10 protein-coding genes are annotated in these 12,140 nt (G+C 67.5%); 9 read left to right on the plus strand and 1 reads right to left on the minus strand.

Annotation, left to right across the window (positions count from 1 at the left end; genetic code table 11):
• Window positions 1-84: 84 nt before the first annotated feature.
• The 9 genes from ileS (at window position 85) to EJO71_RS06205 (ending at window position 11,015) form a co-directional block, all read left to right on the plus strand.
• On the plus strand, window positions 85-2,934 hold the full coding sequence (gene ileS, locus EJO71_RS06165; RefSeq protein ID WP_125947648.1) for an isoleucine--tRNA ligase: 2,850 nt from the start codon (window positions 85-87) through the stop codon (window positions 2,932-2,934).
• Window positions 2,934-3,449, plus strand: a complete 516-nt coding sequence (gene lspA, locus EJO71_RS06170) for a signal peptidase II (protein ID WP_125947647.1) — start codon at window positions 2,934-2,936, stop codon at window positions 3,447-3,449. Before ileS ends, lspA begins: the two co-directional genes overlap by 1 nt.
• Window positions 3,450-3,605: 156 nt before the next feature.
• Window positions 3,606-4,646, plus strand: coding sequence for a LacI family DNA-binding transcriptional regulator (locus EJO71_RS06175; RefSeq protein WP_125947646.1), 1,041 nt, complete (start codon window positions 3,606-3,608; stop codon window positions 4,644-4,646).
• Window positions 4,647-4,694: 48 nt separating this feature from the next.
• On the plus strand, window positions 4,695-5,705 hold the full coding sequence (locus EJO71_RS06180; RefSeq protein ID WP_125947645.1) for an ABC transporter substrate-binding protein: 1,011 nt from the start codon (window positions 4,695-4,697) through the stop codon (window positions 5,703-5,705).
• Between the two features lie 16 nt (window positions 5,706-5,721).
• Window positions 5,722-6,573: an ABC transporter permease gene (locus tag EJO71_RS06185; protein WP_125947644.1), complete on the plus strand. Its 852-nt coding sequence runs from the start codon at window positions 5,722-5,724 to the stop codon at window positions 6,571-6,573.
• A gap of 10 nt (window positions 6,574-6,583) precedes the next feature.
• Window positions 6,584-7,384, plus strand: a complete 801-nt coding sequence (locus EJO71_RS06190; RefSeq protein WP_125947643.1) for an ABC transporter permease subunit — start codon at window positions 6,584-6,586, stop codon at window positions 7,382-7,384.
• Window positions 7,374-8,435: an ABC transporter ATP-binding protein gene (locus EJO71_RS06195; RefSeq protein WP_125947642.1), complete on the plus strand. Its 1,062-nt coding sequence runs from the start codon at window positions 7,374-7,376 to the stop codon at window positions 8,433-8,435. Before EJO71_RS06190 ends, EJO71_RS06195 begins: the two co-directional genes overlap by 11 nt.
• The gene (locus EJO71_RS06200) at window positions 8,432-9,283 is read left to right on the plus strand and encodes a phosphodiesterase (RefSeq protein WP_125947641.1); all 852 of its coding nucleotides are present in this window, start codon (window positions 8,432-8,434) and stop codon (window positions 9,281-9,283) included. The genes EJO71_RS06195 and EJO71_RS06200 overlap by 4 nt, the downstream gene beginning before the upstream one ends.
• Before the next feature lie 70 nt (window positions 9,284-9,353).
• On the plus strand, window positions 9,354-11,015 hold the full coding sequence (locus EJO71_RS06205) for a Na/Pi cotransporter family protein (RefSeq protein ID WP_125947640.1): 1,662 nt from the start codon (window positions 9,354-9,356) through the stop codon (window positions 11,013-11,015).
• Between the two features lie 19 nt (window positions 11,016-11,034).
• Here EJO71_RS06205 and EJO71_RS06210 read toward each other — a convergent pair whose 3' ends face one another.
• Window positions 11,035-12,033, minus strand: a complete 999-nt coding sequence (locus tag EJO71_RS06210) for a bile acid:sodium symporter family protein (RefSeq protein WP_125947639.1) — start codon at window positions 12,031-12,033, stop codon at window positions 11,035-11,037.
• Between the last annotated feature and the right edge of the window lie 107 nt (window positions 12,034-12,140).

Genomic DNA, 12,140 nt, shown 5'->3' on the forward strand with positions numbered 1-12,140 from the left:
CCGCACCGACGCGCTCCTTTTTCCCGGGCAGTTCGGGCCGAGCCTGTCGAAGCCCCCCAGAAGCCCTCTGCTTCGCACCCAAACATGTCTGACGCTGCTTCCACCAAAGATTACCGTTCCACGCTGAACCTGCCCGACACCCCCTTCCCGATGCGCGGCGACCTGCCCAAGCGCGAGCCGGGCTGGGTGAAGGAATGGAACGACGAAGGCCGCTACCACCGCCTGCGCGACGCCCGCCATGGCGCGCCCAAGTTCATCCTGCACGACGGCCCGCCCTACGCCAACGGCCAGATCCACATGGGCCACGCGGTGAACAAGATCCTGAAGGACATGATCACCAAGGCGCGCCAGCTCGAGGGCTACGACGCGCTCTACGTGCCGGGCTGGGACTGCCACGGCCTGCCGATCGAGAACGCCATCGAAAAGCAGTACGGACGCAACCTGAGCCGCGACGAGATGCAGGCCAAGAGCCGCGCCTTCGCCACCGGACAGATCGCCCAGCAGATGGCCGACTTCCAGCGCCTGGGCGTGCTGGGCGAATGGGACCACCCCTACAAGACGATGGACTTCGCCAACGAAGCCGGTGAGCTGCGCGCGTTCAAGCGCGTGATCGAGCGCGGTTTCGTCTATCGCGGCCTGAAGCCGGTGTACTGGTGCTTCGACTGCGGCTCCTCGCTGGCCGAGTTCGAGATCGAATACGCCGACAAGAAGAGCCAGACCGTCGACGTGGCCTTCAAGGCGCACGACCGCGAAAAGGTGCTCAAGGCCTTCGGCACCGACCACACGATCCTCGGCGACATCTTCGCCGTGATCTGGACCACCACCGCCTGGACCATCCCCGCCAACCAGGCGATCAACCTCAACCCCGACCTCGAGTACTCGCTCGTCGACACCGAGCGCGGCCTGCTGATCCTGGCCAACTCGCTGGTCGAGATGTGCATGACGCGCTATGCGCTCGACGGCAAGGTGCTGGCCACGGTCAAGGGCGAGAAGCTCGGCGGCCTCGAGTTCGAGCATCCGCTGTACGACGTGGACGCCGGCTACAAGCGCCTGTCGCCCATCTACCTGGCCGACTACGCCACCGCCACCGACGGCACGGGCCTGGTCCACTCCTCGCCAGCCTACGGCCTGGACGACTTCAACTCCTGCATCGCCCATGGCGTGGCGTACGACGACATCCTGAACCCGGTGCAGGGCAACGGCAGCTACGCGCCCGACTTCCCGCTCTTCGGCGGCCAGAACATCTGGAAGGCCGTGCCCGAGATCATCTCCGCGCTGCGCGATGCCAACCGCCTGCTGACCACCGAGACCATCACCCACAGCTACCCGCACTGCTGGCGCCACAAGACGCCGGTGATCTACCGCGCCGCGGCGCAGTGGTTCGTCCGCATGGACGAAGGCGAAGGCGTGTTCACCAAGGACAAGGCGCCCAAGACGCTGCGCCAGACCGCGCTCGACGCCATCGACCAGACCAGCTTCTACCCCGAGAACGGCCGCGCGCGCCTGCACGACATGATCGCCGGCCGGCCCGACTGGTGCATCAGCCGCCAGCGCAGCTGGGGCGTGCCGATTCCGTTCTTCCTGCACAAGGATTCGGGCGAGCTGCATCCGCGCACGATGGAGATCCTCGACCAGGCCGCCGACATCGTCGAGAAGGGCGGCATCGAAGCCTGGAGCCGCGTGACGGCGGAAGAAATCCTCGGTGCCGAGGACGCACCGCACTACACGAAGAGCACCGACATCCTCGAGGTGTGGTTCGACTCGGGCTCGACCTTCTCCCACGTGCTGCGCGGCACGCACCCCACGGTGCACCACGACACGGGGCCGGAAGCCGACCTGTACCTCGAGGGCCACGACCAGCATCGCGGCTGGTTCCACTCGTCGCTGCTGATCGCCTGCATGCTGGAAGACCGCGCGCCGTACCGCGGCCTGCTGACGCACGGCTTCACGGTCGATGCCAAGGGCATCAAGATGAGCAAGTCGCTCAAGAACGGCATCGACCCGCAGGAAATCAGCAACAAGCTGGGCTCGGAAATCATCCGCCTTTGGGTGGCCGCGAGCGACTACTCGGGCGACATCGCGGGCGACGACAAGATCCTGGCCCGCGTGGTCGACGCTTACCGCCGCATCCGCAACACGCTGCGCTTCCTGCTCGCGAACACGAGCGACTTCGACATCGAGAAAGACGGCGTGCCGCTCGACCAGCTGTTCGAGATCGACCGCTACGCGCTGTCGCGCGCCGCGCAGTTCCAGGCCGAGATCCTCGCGCACTACAAGGTGTACGAGTTCCACCCGGTGGTGGCCAAGCTGCAGATCTACTGCTCGGAAGACCTGGGCGGCTTCTACCTCGACATCCTGAAGGACCGCCTCTACACGACGGCCCCGGGTTCGCTGGCGCGCCGCAGCGCGCAGACCGCCCTGTGGCACATCTCGCAGGCGATGCTGCGCTGGATGGCGCCGTTCCTGAGCTTCACCGCCGAAGAAGCCTGGAAGATCGTGGGCACCGGCAAGCCGGGCGACTCGATCTTCACGCAGACCTACAGCCAGTTCGCCGCGCCCGACGAGGCCCTGCTGGCCAAGTGGAACCGCATCCGCGAGATCCGCGACGTGGTCAACAAGGACATCGAGGCCGTGCGTGCCGAAGGCAAGGTCGGCTCGTCGCTGCAGGCCAACCTGCAGCTGACGGCTGCCGCCGACGACTTCGCGCTGCTGGACACGCTGGGCGACGACCTGAAGTTCGTCTTCATCACCTCGGCCATCGAACTGGCCGCCGGTGAGGCCCTGGCAACGGTGGTAACGCCAAGCGCGGCGCAGAAGTGCGAGCGCTGCTGGCACTACCGCGACGACGTGGGCCACGACGCGGCCCATCCGACGATCTGCGGGCGCTGCACGAGCAACCTGTACGGCAGCGGCGAATCGCGGAGCGTTGCCTGATGGCCGCCGCCCGCTCCATGTCGGCAGCCTCGCGTTCGCGCGGCGGCAGCATCTGGCCCTGGCTCGGGCTGGCGGTGATCATCGTGATCATCGACCAGTTCACCAAGACGCTGATCCTGGGCTACTACAAGCTCGGCGACGCGACCTACGTGACCAGCTTCTTCAACGTCGTGCGCGCGCACAACACAGGCGCCGCCTTCTCCTTCCTCGCGGATCACTCGGGATGGCAGCGCTGGCTGTTCACGGCGATCGGCCTGGCGGCGGCGGTGTTCATCGTGTGGATGCTGAAGTCGCACGCGGGGCAGAAGCTCTTTTCGTTCTCCATGGCCTGCATCCTGGGCGGGGCCGTCGGCAACGTGGTCGACCGGATGATGCACGGCTACGTGGTCGACTTCCTGAGCTTCCATGCCGGGAACTGGTACTTCCCGGCCTTCAATGCCGCGGACAGCGCCATCACGCTCGGGGCCATCTGCCTGATCCTCGACGAGATCCGGCGGGTTCGCCGGGGCAAGTAGGTTCTTTCTCCATCTCTGAAAAAGGGGCCCGCAGGGGCCCCTTTTTCTTTGGGCCCGTCCCCCGCCAGGGTCGAGGGTTTCTCCTGCTTTCTCCCGATGTCATAACAAAGTCATACTGCCGCGGTTCAATGTAATCGATTACATGAACACCGCACGATGAGCATCCAAGCCGTAGCAGCCAAAGCCGGGGTTTCCGTGGCCACCGTCTCGCGCGCCTTCAACTTTCCGGGCAAGGTGACGCCCGCCACGCGCGAGCTGGTGGAGCGCGTGGCGCGCGAGCTCAACTACATGCCCAACGCCAGCGCGCGCACCCTGCGCACCCAGCGCAGCCGCGTGCTCGGGGTGGTGCTGCCCACGCTGCTGAATCCGACCTTCGCCGAATGCCTTCAAGGCATCGCGCGCGCGGCCATCGCAGGCGGCTACGCGATCATTCCCGTCACCACGGGCTACCGCATCGACGAAGAAGAGCGCGCCGTCCACCTGCTGCTGGCCGGCAATGTCGACGGGCTGATCCTCGTGGTGTCGAACCCCTCGACTTCGGCCGCCCTGCCTCGTCTCCAGACCACCGGCATTCCCTATGTGCTGGCCTACAACCGCCACCCCGACCACCCCTGCGTGTCGGTCGACAGCGAAAGCGCGGTGGCTGATGCGGTCACGCGCCTCGTGCTGCTGGGCCACCGCCGCATCGCGATGGTCAGCGGCACGCTCGCGGCGTCCGACCGCGCGCAGCAACGCTACCGCGGCTACCGCAAGGGCATGGCCGAGGCCGGGCTGCCCGCGCCCGCGCTCATCGAGGTGCCCTTCGTCGAGACGGCCGTCGATGCGCTCTCGAAGCAACTGCAGGCGCGCAGCCGCCCCACCGCGCTGATCTGCTCCAACGACCTGCTCGCCATCCGCAGCATCCGCGCCGCGCATCTCAGCGGCCTGTCGGTGCCCGGAGATCTCAGCGTCGTCGGCTTCGACGGCATCGCGCTCGGCGAAGACCTCACGCCCGCGCTCACCACCATCTCCCAGCCCAACAGCGACATCGGCCGCCACAGCGTCGAACTGCTGATCCAGGCCATGGCCAGCGGCGCCACGCTGCAGGCCGACGCGAGCCTGCTGCTTCCCCATTCCTTCCGAGACGGCGAGTCGTGCGCTTCGGTGCACGAAGACAAGAACAACGACGACAACAACGCCGCGATTTCCCGCCCCTGAGCTTTCTTTCCGTTCTTTGCCCACTTCCATCCAAGGAGCTTCCTCATCATGTCCCTCCGCTTCCACCGCATGGCCCGCCTCGGCCTGCTCGCCGCCACGCTCGTCGCCGGCAGCGCCATGGCGCAGACCGCCATCTGCTACAACTGCCCGACCGAATGGGCCGACTGGGGCACCCAGCTGAAGGCCATCAAGGCCAAGACCGGCATCACCGTGCCGGCCGACAACAAGAACTCGGGCCAGTCGCTCGCGCAGCTGGTCGCCGAAAAGGCCAGCCCCGTGGCCGACGTCACCTACCTCGGCGTGACCTTCGCCGTGCAGGCCGCGAAGGACGGCGTGATCGAACCCTACAAGCCCGCCGCCTGGAAAGACATTCCCGACGGCCTGAAGGACCCGGCCGGCAACTGGTTCACCATCCACTCGGGCACGCTCGGCTTCATGGTCAACGTCGACGCGCTCAAGGGCAAGCCCGTTCCGAAGTCGTGGGCCGACCTGCTCAAGCCCGAGTACAAGGGCCTGATCGGCTACCTCGACCCCGCCTCGGCCTTCGTCGGATACGTCGGCGCAGTCGCGGTGAACGAAGCGCGCGGCGGCACGCTCGACAACTTCAAGCCGGCCATCGACTACTTCAAGGCCCTGCAGAAGAACGAGCCCATCGTGCCGAAGCAGACTTCGTACGCACGCGTGCTCTCCGGCGAAATCGCGATCCTGCTCGACTACGACTTCAACGCCTACCGCGCGAAGTACAAGGACAAGGCCAACGTCGCCTTCGTGATCCCGAGCGAAGGCACGCTGGCCGTGCCCTACGTGATGAGCCTGGTCGCCAAGGCCCCGCACGCGGCCGACGCGAAGAAGGTGCTCGACTTCACGCTGTCCGACGAAGGCCAGGCGATCTGGGCCAAGGCCTACCTGCGCCCGGTGCGCGCCAGCGCGATGCCCAAGGACATCGAGGCGCAGTTCCTGCCCGCGAGCGAATACGCCCGCGCCAAGAGCGTGGACTACGGCCGCATGGCCGCCGCGCAGAAGGCTTTCTCCGACGAGTACCTGAAGGAAGTCCGCTGAGCGGATGCCGCGCGCGATGACGCAAGCCACTCCATCCAACGCCTCTTCCAACGTGCCGAACGCCTGGAACCCGCGCTGGCGCCTGCTGGCCTGCGTCGCGCCCGCGGCCGCCTTCTTCGCGGCCTTCTGGCTGCTGCCGGTGGTGCGTCTGCTCACGCTGCCGGCCGACAAGGGCTGGGCCACCTACTTCGCTGTGCTGACCGATGCGCGCTACCTCACGAGCATGGCCAACACGGTCGCGCTCTCGGTGGCCGTGACGCTGGCCACGCTGGTGCTGGGCGCGGCGGTGGGCATCTACCTCGCGCGCCATGCCTTCATCGGCAAGCGCGTGCTGCTGTCGCTGCTCACGCTGCCGCTGTCGTTTCCGGGCGTGATCATCGGCTTCTTCGTGATCCTGCTCGGCGGACGACAGGGCGTGGTGGCCGACATCGGCGACAGCCTGTTCGGCGAACGCATCACCTTCGCCTACGGCCTGCTCGGGCTGTTCCTGGCGTACCTGTACTTCTCGCTGCCGCGCGCCATTGCCACCTACGCGGCGGCGGCAGAGTCGATGAACGTGCAGCTCGAGGAAGCCGCGCGTTCGCTCGGCGCCTCGCGGCTGCGCGTGGCCCGCGACGTATGGCTGCCCGAGCTTGCCCCCACCACGCTGGCCTGCGGCGCGATCCTGTTCGCCACCTCGATGGGCGCCTTCGGCACGGCCTTCACGCTGGCCAGCAAGTTCGAGGTGATCCCGATCACCATCTACAACGAGTTCACCAACTACGCCAACTTCGCGCTCGCCGCGTCGCTGTCGATCTCGCTGGGCATCGTGACCTGGCTGGTGCTCTTCGTGGCGCGGCGCTTCGGCGCGAACCCTGTCACGCGCTGAGGTTCGGACCATGCAAAAGAACACACAGGCCAAGGCCCCCTTCCTGCTCGCCGTCACGATCATCGTGAGCCTCTTCATGATCGCGCCGATGCTGCTGTCGGTGATGGCGGGCCTCGTCAACAACTACAGCACCGGCCTGAAGAGCGGCCTCACGCTGCGCTGGCTCGGCGAGGTGTGGGAGAACTACGGCGGCACCGTCGGCTGGTCGCTCGCGCTGGCCGTGGCCTGCGTCGTCGGCACCGTGCTGCTGGGCGTGCCCTGCGCCTATGCGCTGGCGCGCAGCCGCTCGCGCGCCGCACGCGTCTTCGAGGAACTGCTGACGCTGCCGGTCGCCGTGCCGGGCCTCGCAACGGCGCTCGCGCTGATCCTCGCCTACGGCCAGCTCACCGCCTTCCGCCAGAGCTTCGCCTTCATCCTCGTGGGCCACATCGTCTTCACGCTGCCCTTCATGGTGCGCACCGTGAGTTCGGCCTTCCAGCGCGACGAATTGCTGGCGCTCGAGGAGGCCGCGCGCTCGCTGGGCGCGAACTTCCGCCAGCGCTTCATGGGCATCCTGGTGCCCGCCGTGTTCCCGGCCATCGTGGCCGGCAGCCTGATGGTGTTCACGCTCTCGGTGGGCGAGTTCAACCTCACCTGGATGCTGCACACGCCGCTCACGCGCACGCTGCCCGTGGGCCTGGCCGACAGCTACGCCTCGATGCGCATCGAGATCGGATCGGCCTACACGCTGGTCTTCTTCGCCGTCATCCTTCCGGTGCTGTGGGGCCTGCAGTACCTTGCCAACCTGATGCAGAAACGCCATGGAACTTGAACGCATCCCCGTCGACATCGCGAACTGCGCGAAGACCTACGCAGACGGCACGCGCGGCCTGCAGCCCACCAACCTGCGCGTGGAGGCCGGCGAGGTGCTGGCGCTGCTGGGCCCCTCGGGCTGCGGCAAGACCACGCTGCTGCGGCTGATCGCCGGGCTCGAATCGCCCGACGCGGGCAGCCGCATCGTCTTCGGCGACCAGGACGTCACGCAGCGCCCCGTGGAGCACCGTGGCGTAGGCATGGTGTTCCAGAGCTACGCGCTCTTTCCGCAGATGACCGTGGCGGCCAACATCGGCTACGGCCTGCGCATCCGCGGCGTATCGCCCGACGAGGAAAAGCGCAGCGTCGGCGAGCTGGTCGACCTGGTGCGCCTCGGCGGCCTGGAGAACAAGCGCCCCGCCGAACTTTCAGGCGGCCAGCGCCAGCGCGTGGCCCTCGCGCGCGCCGTGGCCGTGCGCCCGCGCGTGCTGCTGCTAGACGAACCGCTGGCGGCGCTCGACGCCAAGCTGAAGGAATCGCTGCGCGACGAGCTGGCCGAACTGCTGCGCCGCCTGCACATCACGGCCATCCACGTCACGCATGACCAGCAGGAGGCACTGGCCATCGCCGACCGGCTCGCGGTGATGCGCGCCGGCCGCATCGTGCAGGTGGGCCGCGGCGAAGACCTCTACCGCGCGCCCTCGCATCCCTTCGTCGCCGAGTTCCTGGGCCGGGTCAACCGGCTGGAGCGCGGACAGGATGCCATCGCGCAGGGCGTTGTCCGACTCGGTGGGGCGACCATGCCCTGCCCGCAAGCCTGGCAGGGCCATGCGACGCTGCTCGTGCGGCCCGAAGACATCGAGGTCGGCGCGCCGCAGCTGGACTGGGCCGCCGCCGTGGTCGAGCGCCGCACCTTCCTCGGCGACCGCGTGCAACTGCACCTGCGCGCACAAGACCAGCCCATGCTGGTGGCCGATGTGGGGCGCGACAATCCCTTCGGGCCGGGCGACGCGGTGGGCCTGCGCATCCACCCCGACCGGCTGATGACGTCGCAGGAAACCAGCGCATGACGACAAACACACACCGCAACACCTTCCTGGTCCAGCTGACCGACCTGCACATCCGCGAGCCGGGCCGGCTGGCCTATGGCCGCATCGACACGGCCCCGTACCTCGAGCGCGCCGTGCAGTCGGTGCTCGCGCTGCGCCAGCAGCCCGACGCCGTGGTCGTCACCGGCGACCTGACCGACTTCGGCCGCGCCGCCGAGTACGAACACCTCGCACGGCTGCTGGCCCCGCTGACCATGCCGGTCTACCTGATGCCCGGCAACCACGACGACCGCGAACAACTGCGCCGCAGCTTCCCCGGCCACGCCCACCTCGGCACGAACAGCGACGGCTTCGTCCAGTATTCGGTGCGAGTCGGTGACCTGCGCCTGCTCACGCTCGACACCTGCGTGCCCGGCGCCAGCCACGGCTCGCTGTGCGAAAAACGCCTGGGCTGGCTAGAGGCGCAGCTCGACGCCTGCCGCGACGAGCCCGTCGTCATCGCCATGCACCACCCGCCTTTCGAGACGCTGATCGGCCACATGGACGAGATCGGCCTGCTGGAGGGCGCCGACGCGCTCGAAGCGCTGGTTTCGCGCTATCCGAACGTCGAGCGCATCATCTGCGGCCACCTGCACCGGGCGATCGACGTGCGCTTCGGCGGCACCATCGCCTCGACCTCGCCAGCGCAGGCCCATCAGGTCTGCCTCGACCTGGCCCCCGATGCCGATTCGGCCTGGACGCTGGAGCCGCCCTCGTTCCGGGTGCACGCCTGGTCCGCGCGCGGATGCAGGCTGGTCACCCACCTCGCCGCATCGGGCAGCTTCGAAGGTCCCTACCCGTTCCACGACAACGGAGCGCTCATCGACTAGCCCTGGGCGCTCACTTGTGGAAAATGGGGTCGAAAACGAAAAAGAACGAAAAGGATAGAACCCGACCTCCATGAAGCATCTCCTGAATCTGCTGGCTGCCGTGGCCCTGCTGGTATGGGGCACGCACCTGGTCCGCACCGGCGTGCTGCGCGTGTTCGGCGCCAACCTGCGCAAGATCCTCGTCCAGAGCATGCGCAACCGCTTCACGGCCGCCCTCTCGGGCATCGGCGTGACAGCGCTGGTGCAATCGAGCACCGCCACTTCGCTCATGACCTCGTCCTTCGTCGGGCAAGGCCTGGTCACGCTGCCGGCGGCGCTGGCGGTGATGCGGGGCGCCGACGTGGGCACGGCGCTGATCTCGGTGCTGTTCTCGGCCGACCTCTCGTGGCTCTCGCCGATGTTCATCTTCGTGGGCGTCGTGCTCTTCATCACGCGCTCGGCCACCGTGGCGGGGCGCGTCGGTCGGGTGCTGATCGGGCTCGGGCTGATGCTGCTGGCGCTGCAGCTGGTAGTGGAAGCCACCGAGCCGCTGTTCTCCTCACCAGCCATCCGCGCGCTGCTCGCGTCGATCAACAGCGACGTATTGCTCGAGATCACCATCGGCTCGGTGCTGGCCATCGTGGCGTATTCGAGCCTTGCGGTGGTGCTGCTGGTCGCGGCCATGGCCACTTCGAACGTGGTGCCGCTGGACGTGGCGCTCGGCCTCGTGCTCGGCGCCAACCTGGGCAGCGGGCTGCTGGCGGTGCTGACCACGGCCAAGTCGGCGGTGTCGGTGCGGCAGGTGACCGTGGGCAACCTGCTCTTCAAGGCGCTGGGCGTGGCCATCGTCGCCCCCTTCATCGGCCTGTGGATCCGCTACGTGCAGCCCCAGCTGCCGAACCAGACCCACGGCGTGGTGCTCTTCCACCTGGCGTTCAACGTCGTGATCAGTGTGGGCTTCATCGGCCTCACGCAGTGGGTGGCCAAGCTGGTGACGCGCATGCTGCCGCAGCCGCAGCAGCCGGCCGGCACCACGCGCCCGCATCACCTCGACCCCTCGGCGCTGTCGACGCCGTCGCTCGCCATTTCCAACGCCGCGCGCGAGGCGCTGCACCAGGCCGACATCGTCGAGACCATGCTGATCGGCACGCTCGACGTGATCCGCCACAACGACCTGCGGCTGGCGCAGGAACTCAGGCAGCTCGACGACACCGTCGACCAGCTCTATTCGGCCATCAAGTACTACATGACGCGCATCTCGCGCGAGGCGCTGGGCGAGGAGGAAAGCCGCCGCTGGACCGACATCATCAGCTTCACGATCAACATGGAGCAGATCGGCGACATCATCGAGCGCGTGATCATCGACGTCGAAGACAAGAAGATCAAACCGCAGCGCAACTTCTCGGAAGCCGGCATGGCCGAGATCGTCGAGCTGCACGAACGGCTGGTGGCCAACCTGCGGCTGAGCATGAGCGTGTTCCTGAACGGCAACGTGCGCGACGCGCAGAAGCTGCTCGAGGAAAAGGCGCGCTTCCGCGACCTGGAGCGGGCCTACGCGACCACCCACCTCGACCGGCTGTCCGACCGCACCACGCTGAGCATCGAGACCAGCTCACTGCACATCGACCTGATCAGCGACCTGAAGCGCATCAACTCGCACATCTGCTCGATCGCGTACCCGATCCTGGAGTCGGCCGGGGCGCTGGCGCCGAGCCGGCTGAGGGAGTCGCGGCTGGGGAAGATCGAGGGCTGAGCGGACAGCCCGGCGGCTGCTACTCGGCCGTCTTCAGCACTGACGCCTCTTCGCGCCCCCGCCGCGCATAACGCTGCGCCAGCACGGCACACACCATCAGCTGCATCTGGTGGAACAGCATCAACGGCAGCACGATCGCGCCCACCGCGTGCGAAGCGAAGAGCACCTTCGCCATCGGGATGCCGCTGGCGAGGCTCTTCTTGGAGCCGCAGAACACGATGGTGATCTCGTCCTCGGTGTCGAAGCCCAGCTTGCGCGCCAGCAAGGTCGTGAGGCTCAGCGCCAGCCCCAGCACCACCGCGCACACCACCAGCAGGCCGACCAGCGCATGCGCCGGCACCTGTCGCCACAGCCCCTCGATCACGGCCGCGCTGAACGCGGTGTAGACCACCAGCAGGATCGATCCCTGGTCGACGAACTTCAGCACCGCGGCGCGGCGCTGGATCCACTTTCCGATCAGCGGCCGCAGCAGGTGCCCCGCCGCGAAGGGCACCATCAGCTGCAGCAGGATGCGGCCGATGGAGTCCAGCGACGAGGTCGCATGGCCGCCGTCGGGCAGGACCACCAGGTTGACCAGCACCGGCGTGATGAACACGCCCAGCAGGGTGGATGCCGAAGCGCTGCAGATGGCCGCCGGCATGTTGCCCCGAGCCATCGCCGTGAAGGCTATGGCCGACTGAACCGTGGCCGGCAGCACGCACAGGTACAGCACGCCGGTGTAGAGCTGGGGCGTCACCAGCGGCAGGAGGATGGGCTTGAGCGCCAGTCCGAGCACCGGGAACAGCACGAAGGTGCTGCCGAACACGAGCAGGTGCAGCCGCCAGTGCATGAGCCCGTTCACGATCGCCTCGCGCGACAGCTTGGCCCCATGCAGGAAGAACAGCAGGCCGATGGCGACGGTCGTCAGGAGCTCGAAGTAACGTCCAACCTTGCCGCTGGCCGGCAACAGGCTTGCGAAGGTCACGACCGAGAGAAGCGCGAGGGTGAAGTTGTCGGGAAGAAAGCGGGGGCGGGACATGTTGCAACCAGGGACGCCACGCGCGTTGCAGGCGCGCAGGCCGATTCAGCAGGGGAATGTGTGATTTCCGCGCATGAATCTCGTCGCCACTTTGCGGAGCCCGGCGC

It is taken from the genome of Variovorax sp. 679, assembly GCF_003952185.1.
In the GTDB taxonomy this organism is placed as follows: Bacteria; Pseudomonadota; Gammaproteobacteria; order Burkholderiales; family Burkholderiaceae_C; genus Variovorax.

Coding starts and splice junctions, on each gene's coding strand:
- EJO71_RS06190 (WP_125947643.1), top strand. CDS start 6,584: ATGCAAAAGAACACACAGGCCAAGGCCCCCTTCCTGCTCGCCGTCACG.
- EJO71_RS06205 (WP_125947640.1), top strand. CDS start 9,354: ATGAAGCATCTCCTGAATCTGCTGGCTGCCGTGGCCCTGCTGGTATGG.
- EJO71_RS06180 (WP_125947645.1), top strand. CDS start 4,695: ATGTCCCTCCGCTTCCACCGCATGGCCCGCCTCGGCCTGCTCGCCGCC.
- lspA (WP_125947647.1), top strand. CDS start 2,934: ATGGCCGCCGCCCGCTCCATGTCGGCAGCCTCGCGTTCGCGCGGCGGC.
- EJO71_RS06185 (WP_125947644.1), top strand. CDS start 5,722: ATGACGCAAGCCACTCCATCCAACGCCTCTTCCAACGTGCCGAACGCC.
- ileS (WP_125947648.1), top strand. CDS start 85: ATGTCTGACGCTGCTTCCACCAAAGATTACCGTTCCACGCTGAACCTG.
- EJO71_RS06195 (WP_125947642.1), top strand. CDS start 7,374: ATGGAACTTGAACGCATCCCCGTCGACATCGCGAACTGCGCGAAGACC.
- EJO71_RS06175 (WP_125947646.1), top strand. CDS start 3,606: ATGAGCATCCAAGCCGTAGCAGCCAAAGCCGGGGTTTCCGTGGCCACC.
- EJO71_RS06200 (WP_125947641.1), top strand. CDS start 8,432: ATGACGACAAACACACACCGCAACACCTTCCTGGTCCAGCTGACCGAC.
- EJO71_RS06210 (WP_125947639.1), bottom strand. CDS start 12,033: ATGTCCCGCCCCCGCTTTCTTCCCGACAACTTCACCCTCGCGCTTCTC.